The organism is Streptomyces sp. NPDC038213, assembly GCF_055600495.1.
On sequence record NZ_JBVJYM010000002.1, the window covers coordinates 459469 to 474922 of the forward strand.

Consider the following 15454-nt stretch of genomic DNA (forward strand, 5'->3'; position numbering starts at 1 on the left):
CCTCTTCCGTCCGCGCGCGGGCGCTACGGGATCTCGCGGAGCCCCTTCAGCCGCGCCACGTCCGCCGCGTGGCCCTCCTTGCCGCCCGGGGTCTCGATCACCAGCGGCACCCCCGCGGTCTCGGGATGCGTGAACAGCTCCCGGAAGCCGTCCTCCCCGATGTGGCCCGCGCCGATGTTCGCGTGCCGGTCCTTGTGCGCGCCCACGCCCTCCTTGGAGTCGTTGGCGTGGATCAGCTTCAGCCGGCCGGGGCCCACGGTCTGCGCCAGCAGGTCCAGGGTCTCCTTCGTGCCGCCCGGCGCCGCCAGGTCGTGGCCCGCGGCGAAGACGTGGCAGGTGTCCAGGCAGATCCCGAGCTTCGGATGGGCCTCCAGCGCCTCGAAGTACGGGCCGAAGTCCCAGGTGCGCGAGCACAGCGAGGAGCCCTGCCCGGCCGTGGACTCCAGCAGCAGGAACGGGTCGTCCTCGTGCACCAGTTCGTCCAGCAGCGGCAGCATGTGCTCCCGTACCTGCGCGAAGGCCTCCTCGCGGGGCCGGCCCCCGGTCGCCGAACCGGTGTGCACGACCACGCCCAGCGCGCCGATCTCCCGGCCCCGGCGCAGCGAGTGGCGCAGCGACTCCACCGACTTCTCCACGGTGGCCGCGGTGTGCGAGCCGAAGTTGATCAGGTACGGGGCGTGGACGTACGCGGGGACGCCCTCCCGGGCGCAGGCCTCGCGGAACAGCTCGTCCTGCGCCGGGTTCCCGGCCGGGGTGGCCCAGCCGCGCGGGTTCGCGACGAAGACCTGTACGGCCTCGGCACCCATCTCCCGCGCGTACGCCATTCCCACCCGGTCCAGCCCCCCGGCCACGGGAACGTGCCCGCCCACCGGATTGCGCAGGGCGGCGGTGGTGCGGCCGACGGCGGTCTCGTTCGCCGTCTCCGTCTTCGTCTTCGTCGTCATGCGGAGGTTCACAGTCCCTTGATGCGGAGGGTGACGGTGCTGCCCTCGGGGGCGCTCTCGCCGCCCTTGACCGACTGGCTCGCCACGTCGTCGCTGAAGGAGATGAAGGGCTTGTCCACCTTCACCTCGAAGCCGGCGTCCCTCAGCAGCCGCCTGGCCTCGTCCACATGGCGGCCGGTGACGTCCGGCACCTGGACCATCCGCGGGCCCTTCGACACCGTCAGCACGACCGTGTCCCCGGTGGCGGCACGCGAGCCGGCGGCCGTGGACTGGTTGGCCACGGCGCCCGCGGGCTGCGGGGAGTGGATCCGCTCGGGGGCCGTCGCGACCTTCAGCCCCAGGGCCTCCAGGGCGGCGCGGGCCTGCTCCTCTGAACCGCCGACCACGTCCGGTACGGTCACCGGCCGGCCCTTGCTGACCAGCAGGGCGACCGCCGTGTCCGGGGCCCGGCGGGTGCCGGCGGGCGGGTCGGTGCCGAGCACCGAGCCCGCCGGGACGTCCTGGCTGAACGCCTGCGTGACCTGGCCCGGGGCCAGCCCCGCCGCCTCCAGCTCGGCCTTCGCCGCCGCCAGGCTCCGGCCCTTCACGGCGGGGACGGTCACGATCTCGGGCCCGCGGGAGAGGGTCAGAACCACGGAGCCGTTGCCGCGGATCCGGGCGCCGCTGCCGGGGTCGGAGCCCATCACGGTGCCGCGCTCGAAGGTCCCGCTGAACTCCCGCCGGACCTCCTTCACGTCCAGTCCGGCCCCCGAGAGCCGCTCCCGGGCCTGCGCCTCGGTCTTCCCGAGCAGGTTCGGCACCCGCGTGAACTGCCCGGTGCTGATGTACCAGACCCCGGCGCCCAGCCCCAGGACCAGCAGCACGGCGGCCGCCACCAGGGCCGGGCCGCGCGGCGGCCTGCGCAGCCGGACGCGGCGCGGGCGCCCGGCGGGCGCGGCCGGGGCGGCGGGCGGCGGGGACTGGAGCCGGGCCGTGTGGTGGACGGAGGCGCGCTCGGCCGCGACCGGGCGGGGCAGCACGCCGGTGCGGTCCTCGGAGCCGGTCCGCTCCCACGCGGGTCCCCTGCCGCCGCGGGCCTGCGGCGGTACGGCGTCCAGCTGCTCCTCCGTCAGCCCGGAGCGGGCCTGCCGGGCCAGGCCCAGCAGGGCCACCGCGTCCTGCGGGCGCCCGGCCGCCTGCCGGGCGGCCGCCGCGGCGACCAGCGCGTCCAGGGCGGCGGGCAGCCCCGGCACGGCGACGGAGGGGGCGGGCACGTCCTCGTTCAGGTGCCGGTAGAGCACCTGGGCGGGGGTGTCCCCAGAGTGCGGCTTGGTGCCGGTCAGCATCTCGTAGAGGACGACACCGCAGGCGTACACGTCGGCGCGGGCGTCGGTGAGACCGTTCTCGATCTGCTCCGGGGCCAGGTAGGAGATGGTGCCGAGGACCGAGCCGGTGGTGCTGGTGACGGCGTCGACCGAGCGGACCAGGCCGAAGTCGGCCACCTTGACGCGGCCGTCGTCGCCGATCAGCACGTTCTCGGGCTTCATGTCGCGGTGCACGAAACCGGCCCGGTGCGCGGCGCCGAGCGCGGCGAGCACGGGCTCCAGGATGTCGAGGGCCGCCCGCGGCTGGAGCGCACCGCGCTCGCGCAGGACGTCGCGCAGGGTGCAGCCGGACACGTACTCCATGGCGAGGTAGACGTACGGGCCGTCGGTGCCCTGGTCGAAGACGGCGACCACATTGGGGTGCGCGAGCCGCGCCACGGACTTGGCCTCGCGGATGAAGCGGCCCACGAAGGCGGTGTCCGCGGCCAGGGCCGGGTGCATCACCTTCAGCGCGAGGACGCGGTCGAGGCGGAGGTCCACGGCGCGGTAGACCGTGGCCATGCCGCCGACCGCGATCCGGGCGTCTATGCGGTAGCGGCCGTCGAGCGTCTGCCCGACGAGCGGGTCGTCCAGGGTCGTGTCCACCCCGGAATTCTACGAGCGCCCCCACCCGCCCCCGCCCGCCCGGCCCGCCTTGCGGCACGACTGTGACGCGGCTCAACAACCGCGGGCCGCTCCCGAAGACCCGCCCCGGACCCCCGGGACCGGCCCCGCCCAGCGGAGCCGGTCAGAAGGCCGGGCGTTCCGGGTCGAGGGTGGCGCGGCCCTCCGTGGGGGAGGAGGCCAGGGCGAACCGGCGTACCGGGATCCGCCCGGCCCGGTACGCCAGCCGCCCCGCCGACACGGCGTCCCGCATCGCCGCAGCCATCAGCACCGGCTCCTGCGCCCGCGTCACCGCCGAGGCCAGCATCACCGCCGCACACCCCAGCTCCATCGCCAGCGCCGCGTCCGACGCGGTCCCGGCCCCCGCGTCCAGGATCACCGGGACCCCGGCCCGCTCCACGATCAGCTCGAAGTTGTGCGGGTTGCGGATGCCGAGCCCGGAGCCGATGGGGGAGCCCAGCGGCATGACGGCCGCGCAGCCCACGTCCTCCAGCTTCCGCGCCAGGACGGGGTCGTCGTTCGTGTAGGGGAGGACGGTGAAGCCCTCGTCCACGAGGACCTCGGCCGCGTCGAGCAGCTCCACCGGATCCGGCAGCAGCGTCCGCTCGTCCGCGACCACCTCCAGCTTGATCCAGTCCGTCCCGAGGGCCTCCCGCGCCAGCCGCGCGGTCAGCACCGCCTCGCCGGCCGTGAAGCAGCCTGCCGTATTGGGCAGCACGTCGATGCCGAGCTTCGAGAGCACGGAGAAGACCGAGCCCTGCACGGTGGGGTCCAGCCGGCGCATGGCCACGGTCGTCAGCTGGGTGCCGGAGGCCGCCAGGGCGCGTTCGAGCACGTCGAGGCTGGGGGCCCCGCCGGTGCCCATGACCAGCCGGGAGGAGAAGGTCCGCCCGCCGAGGGTCAGGAGGTCGTCCGCCATCGCGCTCAGCCCCCCTGCACTGCGGTGAGGACCTCGACGCGGTCCCCCTCGCCCACCGGGGTCGCGGCCCACTGCCTGCGGGGTACGACGGTCTCGTTGAGGGCCGCGGCCACTCCGGACGGGGCCTGCGTGAGGGTGGCGACCACCGCGTCGAGGGTGGTGCCTTCGGCGAAGGAGCGGGACTCCCCGTTGACCGAGACGTTCAGGGGGGCGGCCGTGGCGGTCATACGAGGAACTCCTCGGGAGCGGTGGAGCGGGGGGCGGGCACGGGGGCGGCCGGGCGGGCGGCCGTGAAGCGTCCCGGGGTGAAGGGCCGTACGGTCTCGGGTAGTTCGCCGCCCGTCAGTACCTCGGCCAGTACCTCCCCGGTCAGCGGGGTCAGCAGCACGCCGTTGCGGTAGTGGCCGGTGGCCAGGTGCAGTCCGGGCAGGGCCGAGGGGCCCAGCAGCGGGGCGTTGTCGGGGGAGGCCGGGCGCAGTCCGGCCAGGGTCTCGGTGAGGGGGAGTTCGGTGATGCCGGGCACCAGCTCGTGGGCGTCGCGCAGGAGTTCGTACACCCCGCCCGCGGTCACCGTGGTGTCCCAGCCCTGCTCCTCGCTCGTCGCGCCGACGACCAGCTCGCCGTTCTCCCGCGGTACGAGGTACACGTGGCTGCCGCGCACCACGGCCCGTACGGTCCGCTGGAGGAAGGGCGCGTACGACGGGGGCACCGCCAGCCGCAGCACCTGCCCCTTGACGGGCCGCACCGGCGGTACCGCCTCCGGCGGCACCCCGGCCAGCCGCCCGCTCAGCGAACCGCCGGCCAGGACCACCTGGCCCGCGCCGACCCGGGTCCCGTCGGCCAGCACGGCTCCGGCGGCCCGGCCGCCCCGGACGTCGAGCCGCTGTGCGGAGGTCCGGTGGAAGACCACGCCCGCCCGCTCGCAGGCGGCCAGCAGCGCCGCCGCCAGCCGCCGCGGGTCGACCTGGTGGTCCCCGTCCACGCGCAGCCCGCCGCGCACCCCCGGCGCGAGCATCGGCTCCAGGCGCCGGCACTCGCGGCCGGTCAGCCACTGGGAGTCCAGCCCGCAGCGGCGCTGGAGGGCGTGCAGGTCCCGCAGGTGGGCCCGGTCGTCGGCGTCGAGGGCCACGGCGAGGGTGCCGCAGGCCCGGTAGCCGATGTCCAGGCCGCCGGAGGCCTCGGCCAGTTCGGCCGCGAACTGCGGATAGCGCGCGGCCGAGGCCAGGTTCAGCCCGAGCAGGGTCTCCTCGCCATAGTGCAGCTCGGTGACGGCGGCCAGCATGCCCGCCGCGACCCGGGCGGCCCCGCCGCCCGGCGCCGGGTCCGCCACCGCGGTGCGCAGACCGCGCTGCGCGGCCCGCCACGCGGTGACCAGTCCGATGATCCCGCCCCCGATGACGAGGACGTCCGCCCCCGGATCCCCCGGGGAACGCCGTATGGATGCAAGCATGGGCGTCCAGCCCCTCCCTTCGCCGGCATGACCCGGATCAGGTTCGTACGGTCGGAGGCCGGCCAGCCTCCCTCTCAGCCCGGTCCGCCCGGGCTCCCGCGATAGGTACGGTGGCCAGATTAGCCCCCGCCCGGAACCGCGGGTAAGGCCGGTCGCCCCGCCCGCACCGCCCGGCCCGGGGCGGCGGCGGGCCGGGCCGCCGCCGAACCCTCCCCTCACGGGGCGTCAGATGGCTAGGGTGGCCGACGTGACCGATCACGTGACCGAACAGCGCAGCAGCAGCCCGGGCGGGGCCCGGCGGGGCGTCGTCATCGTCGGCGCCGGAATGGCCGGCGTGCAGACCGCCGTGGCCCTGCGCGAGGCCGGGTTCACCGGCCCGGTGACCCTCCTGGGCGCCGAACCCCACCAGCCCTACGACCGGCCCCCGCTGTCCAAGGCCGTCCTCCTCGGCAAGGCCGAGCACTCCGCCTTCGACGTGGACTTCGAGGAACTCGGCGTCGAGCTGCGCCTCGGCACGGACGTCTCCGCGCTGCGCCCCGCCGACCGCGAGCTCGACACCCCGGCCGGCCCGGTGCCGTACGACGTCCTGGTCCTTGCCACCGGCGCCGAACCGCTCACCCTGCCCGGCAGCGGCTCCGTACCCGGCGTGCACCTGCTGCGCACCCTCGACGACGCGGCCCGGCTGCGCCCGGTGGTCGAGGGCGGGCACGACGTGGTCGTGGTCGGCGCGGGCTGGATCGGCGCCGAGTTCACCACCGCCGCCCGCGAGGCGGGCTGCACCGTCACCGTGGTCGAGGCCGCGGACCGGCCGCTCGCCGGGGCCCTGCCCGCCGAGGTCACCGCCCCCATGGCCGCCTGGTACGCCGCCGCCGGAGCCCGCCTCCTGACCGGCACCAGGGTCACCGCCGTCGAAGAGGGCCGCGTCCGGCTCTCCGACGGCACCGAACTGCCCGCCGACGCCGTCGTCGTCGGCATCGGGGCCCGGCCCGCCACCGGCTGGCTCGCCGGCTCGGGCATCGCGCTCGGCCCCGACGGCTCCGTCACCGCCGACGACCGGCTGCGGACCTCCGTACCCGGGGTGTACGCCGTCGGGGACTGCGCCTCCTTCCCCTCCGCGCGCTACGGCGAGCGGCTGCTCGTCCACCACTGGGACAACGCCCTCCAGGGGCCGCGGACCGTCGCCGCCGCCGTGCTCGCAGAGGACGGCGGGCCCGCGTACGACCCCGTGCCCTACTTCTGGTCCGAGCAGTTCGGCCGCTTCGTGCAGTACGCCGGGCACCACGCGGGCGGCGACACCGTGCTGTGGCGCGGGGACCCCGCCGAGGACACCTGGTCGGTGCTGTGGCTGCGCGAGCGGGTACCGGTGGCCCTGCTCGCCGTGGGCCGCCCGCGGGACCTGGCGCAGGGCCGCAAGCTGATCGAGGCCGGGACCCCGGTGGACCCGGCCAGGGCCGCCGATCCGGCCGTACCCCTGAAGACGGCCGCCGCGCAGTAGCCCGGCGGGGGCGGGGGTGCGCGCCGGTGCGCCCCCCGTCCGCACCGGCCCGGGTACCGGCCGCCGTTCCGGGATGGCAGGCTTGTTCCGTGACCGAGATTGACGCAAAGACCGATGCTCTCGTCCCCGACTGGCTCTACCTCCCCGATATCGCGGAGATGCTGGACGTCGAGGTGACCCGAGTCCGCCAGCTGGTCAAGGAGGGCCAGCTGATCGCCGTACGCCGCGGGGAGAACCGCGCGCTGCAGGTGCCCGCCGCCTTCATCGACGGCGACAAGGTGGTCAAGGGCCTCGTGGGCACCCTGACCCTGCTCCGGGACGACGGCTTCAACGACGAAGAGATCCTGGAGTGGCTCTTCACCGCCGACCCCTCCCTGCCCGGCACCCCCGCGCAGGCGCTGAGCGAGAACCGCGGCACGGAGGTGAAGCGCCGCGCCCAGGCGCTCGCCGTCTGACCTGACCGGCTGCACCCAGCCGCACCCAGCTCCACTGCTCCACTCCGCTCCACGCGGTGTACGGGCCGCCGGCCCGTACACCGCCACGCCCCGGGGGGTTTCCCGCATGTCCCAGGCCACCGGCCGCGCCGCCGCGCGCGCCCTGCTGTCCGACGCCCGCCTCTACCTGTGCACCGACGCGCGCAAGCGCCAGGGCGACCTCCCGGAGTTCCTCGACGCGGTCCTCGCCGGCGGGGTCGACATCGTGCAGCTGCGCGACAAGGGCATGGAGGCGGGGGAGGAGCTCGAGCACCTGGAGGTGTTCGCCGAGGCCGCCCGCCGGCACGGCAGGCTCCTCGCGGTGAACGACCGCGCGGACGTGGCCCACGCCATCGGCTCCGGCGTGCTGCACCTGGGCCAGGGGGACATCCCGGTGCCGGCCGCCCGCGCGATCCTGGGCCCGGACGTGCTCGTCGGCCGCTCCTGCCACGCCGAGTCCGAGGTGGACGGCGCCGCGGCCGAGCCGGGCGTGGACTACTTCTGCACCGGCCCCTGCTGGCCGACCCCCACCAAGCCCGGCCGCCACGCCCCCGGTCTCGACCTGGTCCGCTACGCCGCCGGGCTGGCCCAGGACCGGCCCTGGTTCGCCATCGGCGGGATCGACGCCGGGAACCTGGACGAGGTCCTGGACGCCGGAGCCACCCGCGTGGTGGTGGTCCGCGCGATCACCGAGGCCTCCGACCCCGGCGCCGCGGCCGCCGCACTCGCCCAGCGGGTCCGCGCCCGTACGGCCTGAGCCCGCGTGGGCCGGCCGGGGCCCCGCCCGAAGGTGTCCAAAATCGTGTCCGACAGGTGGACGCTTCTTTGGGGGATCATGGACCGCGTCTAACCTGCCGGTATGGCCCTTGGAACCGCGTCCACCCGGACGGACCGCGCACGTACGGTCCGTGACATCCTCGCGTCCGGAAAGGCCTCGTACTCCTTCGAGTTCTACGCCCCGCGGACCGAGAAGGGCGAGCGGACCCTCTGGAACTCCCTGCGCCGCGTCGAGGCCGTCGGCCCGAGCTTCGTCTCCGTCACCTACGGCGCCGGCGGCTCCACCCGGGGCGGCACCGTCAAGGCCACCCAGGACATCGCCGCCGACACCACCCTGACCCCGGTCGCGCACCTCACCGCCGTCGACCACTCGGTGGCCGAGCTGCGCAACGTCCTCGGCCAGCTCGCCGACGCCGGGATCCGCAACCTCCTCGCCCTGCGCGGGGACCCGCCCGGCGACCCCCTGGGCGAGTGGGTCGAGCACCCCGAGGGGGTCGCGTACGCCGCCGACCTGGTCCGGCTGATCAAGGAGTCCGGGGACTTCTGCGTGGGCGTCGCCGCCTTCCCCGAGATGCACCCCCGGTCCACGGACTGGGACACGGACATCCGGCACTTCGTCGACAAATGCCGTGCGGGTGCCGACTACGCGATCACGCAGATGTTCTTCCATCCCGAGAGCTACCTGCGGCTGCGCGACAGCGTCGAGAAGGCCGGCTGCGAGACCCCGATCATCCCCGAGGTCATGGCCGTTGTGAACGCCCGGACCCTCGACCGGCTGCCCCAGCTGAGCACCGCCGCCTTCCCGGACGATGTGAAAGAGCGCATCCTCGCGGTCAAGGACGATCCGGCCGCTGTACGCTCCATTGGCATCGAGTTCGCCACGGAGTTCTGCGCGCGGCTGCTCGCCGAGGGCGTCCCGGGGCTGCACTTCATCACGAACAACTCCACGGCGACCCTCGAGATCTACGAAAACCTGGGCCTGCACCAGCGGCCCTGACCGGTCACGCGCACGCGTCGGCCGTACCGAGAGGGGCCATGCATGGGCTGGACGGTCCTCTACATCGCGTTCGGCTTCGTCGCGTTGTGGCTGCTGGCTGAGGTTCTGCTGCAGAACAAGGCCCGGCTGCGCTGGCGGGTGCTGGCCTTCGCCGGCTTCCTCGGCGTGGTCGCGGGAGTCCTGCTGCCCTCCGTGATCGTCATCGGGATCGGCGCGACGGCCTTCGCCGTGGGCCAGACCCTGGTCACGCTCTCCTTCCGGCGGGGCTTCGAGGCGGGCTGGTCGGTCGGCAAGAAGAAGAAGCCGGCCGCCCCCAAGCGCCGCAGCGGCCGCCCGGCCCGCGAGGAGCCCGCGCTGGAGGTCTCCGGCCTGGAGGCCATCGAGCCCGTCGAGGTCGCAGGCCCCCCCGCCCACGGCGATCCCGGCGAGACCTCTGCCTTCGCCTCTCCCTTCGCGGACCCCGCCGCGGACGCCCCGTACGGCGACCAGTCCGGCTACGCCTACGCAGGCGGCGCCGCCCAGGACCCCGGTTACGCCTACTCCGGCTACTACGACCCGCAGGCCCCCGCCGACGGCGCCCCGCAGGACGCGTACGCCCAGGGCGGTCAGGGCGGGTACGACTACGGCACCGGCGAGCACCCCTCCTACGCGGCCTACGCGGACCCGTACGGCGGGGCGGGCGCCCAGCCCCCCGGCAGCCAGGACCAGACGGGCTACCCGGGCTACGGCGCGCAATACCACGGCACGGGCCAGGAGGGGTACCAGAACCCCCAGGACCCGTACACGAGCCACCACTACGCCATGGACACCCCGCCCGGCGGGGTCTGGGTCCCGGCGCAGCGCGGAACGGAGCAGCCGTACCCCGAGCAGCAGGCGTACCCGTACCAGCAGCCCCAGGGCGGCTACCCGGCCCAGGACCCCGCGGCCGGGCAGCCCGCGGCCCCCGGGTACGAGACCCCGACGGGCGAGTACGAGCAGTACCGCTACTGAGCGGGACGCCGCCGGGCGGCCCCGGCGGCAGCGCAGCGGGTCCGGCCCGCAGGAGGACTCCTCCTGCGGGCCGGACCCGTTCCACCGCCCGCGGACCCGGAGCCCCGGCGCGGGCCGTGCTCCCGGGGCCGGCGCTCCCGGCGCGCCCCCGGCTCACTGCGAGCCGCGGAACCCGTCGCCCTCGACGATCAGCCCGGCCACCAGGGCCCCCGACATCCCGGCGTGCGCGAGCCCGCCGCCGGGGTGGGCCCCACCGCCGGCCAGGTAGAGGCCGGGCAGGGCGGTGGTGTTCGCGGGGTGCAGCAGGGCGCCGCCGGCCCCGGCCAGGGCGGGCGCCGGTACGGTCCCGTCCGCCCAGCCGGTCGCCGCGGCCGTATCGGCCGGGGTGTGCACCTCGTGCCACAGCAGCCGCTCGCGCAGGTCCGGTACGGCCGCCCCGGCCGCCGCCAGGACCTCCGCGGCCCCGGGGGCGGTCCCGGCGGTCCCGCCGGGGACCACGGCCCGCAGCACCACGGCCTCGTGCCCCGCATCCGGCCGGCCGGCCGGGTCGTCGGGGCGCAGCACGGTCACGGCGGGCAGCCCGGGGGCCGCGTGGACCAGCGTGCGGTGCACCGCGTCCTGCGGGCGGGCCCCGCGCAGGGCGCAGAACACCGTGAGCCGGCCGGCGGCGGGGGCCCCCGGCCCCCGGGCGCCCGCGGGCCACAGGGTGCGGTCCGGCAGCAGGGCGGCCAGGGCCCGCGGGTCGGTCCCGCACACGACGGCGTCGGCGGGGGTTTCGGTGCCGTCGGCCAGCACCACCCCGGCCGCCCGGCCGCCGCGCTCGGCCACGGCGGCCACCGCGGCCCCGAAGACGAACTCCACGCGCCGCTCCCGGCAGCGCTCGTACACGGCCGTCGCGAGGGTGCGCATCCCGCCGCGGACGTACCAGCTGCCGAAGGTCTGCTCCATGTACGGCAGGACGGCGGCGGAGGCGGGGACGGCCTGCGGGTCCAGCCCGTAGGCCAGCACCCGGTGCTCCAGCAGGGAGCCGAGGGGGCCGCCCAGCTCCCGCGCGGCCACCTCGGCCAGGGTGGGCGGGCGGCGGCGCAGCAGCCCGCTCCGGCGCAGGGCGGGGTAGGGGTCGCGGCCCAGCACCGGCCAGTCGGGCCACAGGGGTTCCTCCAGCAGCGGCCGGCGGGTGGCGTCCCAGGCGTCCCGGGCCCGGCCCAGCACGGCAGCCCAGCGCTCTCCGGCGCCGGGGCCGAAGGCCCGGTCGAGGGCGGCGGCGGTTCCGCCGCGGGAGGCGTTGGGGAGGCGGACACCGGTCCCGCCGGGCAGGACGTGCCGGACGGCCGGGTCGACCTGGACGGTCTCCACGCAGTCCTCGAGCGGCCGCTTGCCGGTTTTGACGAACAGGTCCCGGTAGACGGCCGGCAGGTGCAGCAGTCCGGGCCCGGTGTCGAAGGCGAAGCCCTCGCGCTCGAAGCGGCCCACCGCCCCGCCGTAGGTGTCCGCCCGTTCGTAGACCGTGACCCCGTGGCCTGCCACGGCCAGCCGGGCGGCCGCCGCCATCGCGCCCATCCCGGAGCCGATCACCGCAATTCGTGCCATGCGGCGACCCTATCGGCCGGGGTCAGCGGGGCGGCGGCCCGGCCCCCGGACCCGGCCCGGCGGGGGCCTCCCGGGCCAGCTGCCGCTCCTCCCGCCGCTGGGCGCGGCGGCGCAGGAAGCGGCGGATCCGGCTCCACAGGAACACCAGCAGGGCGATGCCGGCCAGGAGCAGCACCCCGGCGATGACCGCCGCGGCCTCCGGGTAGAACATCGCGAAGGTGACGAGCCCGCCCACGCCGAGGTCCTCGGCGGTGCTCATGACGATATTGCTGACCGGCTCCGGCGAGGTGTTGATCGCCATCCGGGTGCCGGCCTTCACGAAATGGCTGGCCAGGGCGGTGGTACCGCCCACCGCCCCGGCGGCGAGGTCGGAGAGCGAGCCGCTCTGCCCGGCCAGCAGCGCCCCCACGACGGCCCCGGAGACCGGCCGGACCACGGTGTGGACGGCGTCCCAGGCCGAGTCCACGTACGGGATCTTGTCGGCCACGGAGTCGCAGAGGAAGAGCACGGCCGCGGCGATGAGCACGTCGGTGCGCTGGAGGGAGGCGGGCACCTCGTCGGTCAGCCCGGTGGCGCCGAAGATGCCGAGCAGCAGGACCACGGCGTACGCGTTGATCCCGCTGGCCCAGCCGCTGGTGAAGACCAGGGGGAGCACACTCATCCGGTCATCATGCCGCACGGTGTGGCGGAGGGGGTGCCCGTCCGGTGGACGGGCACCCCCTCATGCACGGGTACTGCGGGTACTGCGGGTGCGGCGGTGCTCAGTGGCCCTGTTCGTCGCGGCGGCGCTGCCACCGCTGCTCGATGCGGTTCATCATCGACCGGCGCTGCCTGTTCTGGCCGCTGCGGCCCGGACCGCCGGCACTGCCGGGGGCGGGCTGCTCACCGGGTTTGGGTGCCTTGCGCCATCCGGTGACCGCGAGAACAGCACAGCCCAGCATGACGAGGAAGCCCACCACACTGATCCAGAGCAGGTTCGGCGCGACCATTCCGGTCATGAGGAGCGCGATACCCACCAGAAAGCCTGCGACTGCCTGGTAGACCCGTCGTCGGGTGTACGTACGCAGCCCGCTTCCCTCAAGCGCTGTCGCGAACTTGGGATCTTCGGCGTACAGCGCTCGCTCCATCTGCTCGAGCATTCGCTGCTCGTGCTCCGAGAGCGGCACGGGAGTCCTCCTCATCCGTCGGTCGCGGGGGGTAGCGACCGGGGGTCCCCTCCAGGATAGGCAGGGAATCGCCCCCGTGAAACCCGCCCTCTACGCCACGTTTCCTGAATAAGCCCTGCGTAAGAACCGTACCGTCGTGCGGGCGGTTGCTGAGGCCCTTATTCCCCAACCGCCGGTCCGCCATGCCGGGACGTGTCCCCCGATCATACGGGGCCGACCGGCTGAACGGAGGGTCTGCGGCACACGGCGTCCGACTCGGCCCCCGTGTGCCGCGCCGCAGATCAGGACTGCTTCTTGCCCAGGACGTGCAGCTGGGTGGCGACGGCGTGGAAGGCGGGCAGCTCCGCGGCGGCCTCCTCCAGCCTCAGCAGGGCCTCCACGGCGCCCGGCTCGGTGTCCACGAGGACCCCGGGGACGAGGTCCGCGAAGACCCGTACGCCGTGCACCGAGCCGACCTCCAGGCCGGCCGCGGCGACCAGGCCGGACAGCTGCTCGGCGGTGAAGCGGCGCGGCACCGGGTCGCCCGCGCCCCAGCGCCCGGCCGGGTCGGTGAGGGCGGTGCGGGCCTCCGTGAAGTGCCCGGCGAGGGCCCGCGCGAGCACGGCGCCGCCCAGGCCCGCCGCGAGCAGGCTCAGCGTGCCGCCGGGGCGCAGGGCGGCCACGGTGTTGGCGAGGCCCTCGGCGGGGTCGTCGAGGTACTCCAGGACCCCGTGGCACAGCACGACGTCGTAGGACTCGCGCTCGACCACGTCCAGCAGGCCCTGGGCGTCGCCCTGCACGCCCGTGACGAGGTCGGCGACGCCGGCCTCGGCCACCCGGCGCTCCAGGCCGAACAGGGCGTTGGGGCTCGGGTCCACGACCGTGACGCGGTGGCCCAGGCGGGCGAGCGGCACGGCGAACTTGCCCGTGCCGCCGCCGGTGTCCAGCACGTCCAGAGCCTCCCGCCCGGCCGCCTTGGCCCGGTCGTCCAAGGCCTCCTTGAGGACCTCCCACACCACGGCGGTGCGGAGGGAGGCGCGGGGGCGGGAAGTGTCCGACACGGCTGATGACTCCTCGGCGCGGGAACCGCCGCGGGCGGCGGGGTGGGTACGGGCGTGCAGTGCACAGCCACCCTATTGCCTCCCGCGGCGCTGCCCGTCATCCCGCGTCGGGCTGCTCCGTCCGGGGGGTCGGGAGCGTCGGCGCCAGCGCGAGCATCCGCTCGACCAGCCGGAGGAACATCGCGGACGCGCGGAGCAGGTCGTCCGCCTCCCGGGGGCTGGCCGCCCCCGGTATGCCGGCCTCGGCCCGGGCCCGGCGGGCCGCCCCGGAGGCGAACAGGGCGCTCCACTCGGCGAGCTCGGGGGCGAGCTCCGGCAGCACTTCCCAGGCGCTGCGGATCCGGGGCCGGCGGCGCGGGCGGACGGGCTCGGGGCGGGCCCGGGCGGCGAGGACCGCCGCGGCGGTGCGCAGGGCGGCGAGGTGGGCGGTGGCGTAGCGCTCGTTCGGCCGGTCCGTGGCGGCTGCTTCGTCGAGGCCGCTGCGGGCCTTGGCGAGCAGGTCGAGGGCCGCGGGCGGAGCCGGGGCCCGGCGGAGGACGGGGTGGACATCGGCGGCTTGTGTTGCCATGACGTACCTCCTGTCTTCGTCGTGTCCCCCCATCGTGACGGGCCCCACTGACAGTCCCCCCGAGCTGGGATTTTGACGACCCGTCCGGCGCGGGCTAGTTTTTAGACTGACCGGTCAGTTCAAAAGGAGGGGGAGGGGTGTGGACAGCCCGTTCGGCGCGGCCGTCAAGGCCGCGGACTTCGGACTGAAGGGCCCGCGCGGCTGGGTCTTCCAGGGCGTGGACCTGGACGCCGGAGCCGGTTCGCTCATCGCGGTGGAGGGTCCCTCCGGATCCGGCCGCACCTGCCTGCTGCTGGCCCTCACCGGTCGCATGAAGCCGACGGCCGGATCGGCGGAGGTCGCGGGTCTCCCGCTGCCGAAGAAGATGGCCGCCGTACGCCGCCTCAGCGCCCTCGGCCCGGTCCCCGGGGTCACCGATCTCGACCCGGCCTTGACCGTCGCCGAACAGCTCCGCGAGCGGGCGCTCCTCCAGCGCCGGTACGACACCCCCGTACGGGCCCTCCTGCGGCCCCGCGCGCAGCGGGCCGCGCAGCTCGCGGAGCGGATCGACGAGGCCCTGGCCCTCGTCGGCCTCGACGTGTCCGCCCTCCCGAACGGCCCCCGCACCTCCGTGCGGAGCCTGGAGCGGCTGCAGGAGGTCCGGCTCTCCCTGGCGCTGGCCCTGATCGCCCGCCCCCGGCTGCTGGCGATGGACGACGCCGACCTGAAGCTCTCCGACGCCGAGCGCACCGAGCTGTGGGACCTGCTGCGCGCGGTCGCGGCCCGCGGCACCACCGTCCTGGCGGTGTGCAGCGAGGCCCCCGCCGGCGCGGTGGTCCTGCGGACGGCGGCCCCCGGCACCGGGGTGCAGGTGGCGCCGGGGGGCACCACCTTCACCCCGGCCGCGGACTCGGCCGCGGGCTCGGCTGCCGCCCCGGTTCCGGATCCGGCCGGGGGCCGCAGCCGTCGGCTCCGCGCCCGGCGCGCGGCCGCCGCCGAGGCGGCAGCCGCGTCCGCCGCGCCCGCCGCGTCCGCCGCGCCCGCGTCCCGCGAGACCGAAGTGCCCGGGTCCGGCGCCGGGGTCGCCCCGGTACAGGCC

At 75.7% G+C, this 15454-nt stretch carries 15 protein-coding genes, 1 pseudogene and 1 riboswitch; of the genes and pseudogenes, 6 read left to right on the plus strand and 10 right to left on the minus strand.

Annotation, left to right across the window (positions count from 1 at the left end; translation table 11 throughout):
* Positions 1 to 23: 23 nt before the first annotated feature.
* From ACZ7JZ_RS04790 to thiO, 5 genes are all read right to left on the minus strand, one after another.
* The gene (locus ACZ7JZ_RS04790) at positions 24 to 881 is read right to left on the minus strand and encodes a deoxyribonuclease IV (RefSeq protein WP_470933414.1); all 858 of its coding nucleotides are present in this window, start codon (positions 879 to 881) and stop codon (positions 24 to 26) included.
* A gap of 71 nt (positions 882 to 952) precedes the next feature.
* The gene (gene pknB / locus ACZ7JZ_RS04795) at positions 953 to 2893 is read right to left on the minus strand and encodes a Stk1 family PASTA domain-containing Ser/Thr kinase (RefSeq protein ID WP_470933175.1); all 1941 of its coding nucleotides are present in this window, start codon (positions 2891 to 2893) and stop codon (positions 953 to 955) included.
* A 142-nt stretch (positions 2894 to 3035) separates the two neighbouring features.
* Positions 3036 to 3830, minus strand: coding sequence for a thiazole synthase (locus tag ACZ7JZ_RS04800; RefSeq protein WP_470933177.1), 795 nt, complete (start codon positions 3828 to 3830; stop codon positions 3036 to 3038).
* 5 nt (positions 3831 to 3835) lie between these two features.
* On the minus strand, positions 3836 to 4057 hold the full coding sequence (gene thiS / locus ACZ7JZ_RS04805; RefSeq protein WP_470933179.1) for a sulfur carrier protein ThiS: 222 nt from the start codon (positions 4055 to 4057) through the stop codon (positions 3836 to 3838).
* Entirely contained in the window at positions 4054 to 5280 is a 1227-nt protein-coding gene (thiO, locus tag ACZ7JZ_RS04810; RefSeq protein WP_470933181.1) for a glycine oxidase ThiO, read from the minus strand. The genes thiS and thiO overlap by 4 nt, the downstream gene beginning before the upstream one ends.
* Positions 5278 to 5390, minus strand: a riboswitch (TPP riboswitch). (Overlaps the previous gene by 3 nt.)
* Before the next feature lie 215 nt (positions 5391 to 5605).
* On the opposite strand from thiO, the gene ACZ7JZ_RS04815 reads away from it, so the two are divergent.
* From ACZ7JZ_RS04815 to ACZ7JZ_RS04835, 5 genes are all read left to right on the plus strand, one after another.
* Complete coding sequence (locus ACZ7JZ_RS04815; protein WP_470933416.1) at positions 5606 to 6775, plus strand: NAD(P)/FAD-dependent oxidoreductase; 1170 nt, start codon at positions 5606 to 5608, stop codon at positions 6773 to 6775.
* A gap of 89 nt (positions 6776 to 6864) precedes the next feature.
* The gene (locus ACZ7JZ_RS04820; RefSeq protein ID WP_470933183.1) at positions 6865 to 7230 is read left to right on the plus strand and encodes an Rv2175c family DNA-binding protein; all 366 of its coding nucleotides are present in this window, start codon (positions 6865 to 6867) and stop codon (positions 7228 to 7230) included.
* A 106-nt stretch (positions 7231 to 7336) separates the two neighbouring features.
* Positions 7337 to 8005: a thiamine phosphate synthase gene (gene thiE / locus ACZ7JZ_RS04825; protein WP_470933185.1), complete on the plus strand. Its 669-nt coding sequence runs from the start codon at positions 7337 to 7339 to the stop codon at positions 8003 to 8005.
* A 102-nt stretch (positions 8006 to 8107) separates the two neighbouring features.
* Positions 8108 to 9022, plus strand: a complete 915-nt coding sequence (gene metF / locus ACZ7JZ_RS04830) for a methylenetetrahydrofolate reductase [NAD(P)H] (RefSeq protein WP_470933187.1) — start codon at positions 8108 to 8110, stop codon at positions 9020 to 9022.
* Between the two features lie 42 nt (positions 9023 to 9064).
* A complete protein-coding gene (locus tag ACZ7JZ_RS04835) occupies positions 9065 to 10012 on the plus strand; it encodes a hypothetical protein (RefSeq protein WP_470933189.1) in 948 nt (315 codons plus the stop codon).
* Positions 10013 to 10165: 153 nt separating this feature from the next.
* Here ACZ7JZ_RS04835 and ACZ7JZ_RS04840 read toward each other — a convergent pair whose 3' ends face one another.
* The 5 genes from ACZ7JZ_RS04840 to ACZ7JZ_RS04860 form a co-directional block, all read right to left on the minus strand.
* Complete coding sequence (locus tag ACZ7JZ_RS04840; protein WP_470933191.1) at positions 10166 to 11602, minus strand: phytoene desaturase family protein; 1437 nt, start codon at positions 11600 to 11602, stop codon at positions 10166 to 10168.
* Positions 11603 to 11624: 22 nt separating this feature from the next.
* Positions 11625 to 12263: a DUF4126 domain-containing protein gene (locus ACZ7JZ_RS04845; RefSeq protein ID WP_470933193.1), complete on the minus strand. Its 639-nt coding sequence runs from the start codon at positions 12261 to 12263 to the stop codon at positions 11625 to 11627.
* Positions 12264 to 12363: 100 nt separating this feature from the next.
* Entirely contained in the window at positions 12364 to 12768 is a 405-nt protein-coding gene (locus ACZ7JZ_RS04850; protein ID WP_470933195.1) for a DUF3040 domain-containing protein, read from the minus strand.
* Positions 12769 to 13049: 281 nt separating this feature from the next.
* A complete protein-coding gene (locus ACZ7JZ_RS04855) occupies positions 13050 to 13808 on the minus strand; it encodes a methyltransferase (RefSeq protein WP_470933197.1) in 759 nt (252 codons plus the stop codon).
* A 97-nt stretch (positions 13809 to 13905) separates the two neighbouring features.
* Complete coding sequence (locus tag ACZ7JZ_RS04860; RefSeq protein ID WP_470933199.1) at positions 13906 to 14376, minus strand: SAV_6107 family HEPN domain-containing protein; 471 nt, start codon at positions 14374 to 14376, stop codon at positions 13906 to 13908.
* Between the two features lie 139 nt (positions 14377 to 14515).
* Here ACZ7JZ_RS04860 and ACZ7JZ_RS04865 point away from each other — a divergent pair.
* Positions 14516 to 15307 (plus strand): annotated as a pseudogene (locus ACZ7JZ_RS04865) (ATP-binding cassette domain-containing protein); the annotation flags it as partial.
* Positions 15308 to 15454 lie beyond the last annotated feature (147 nt).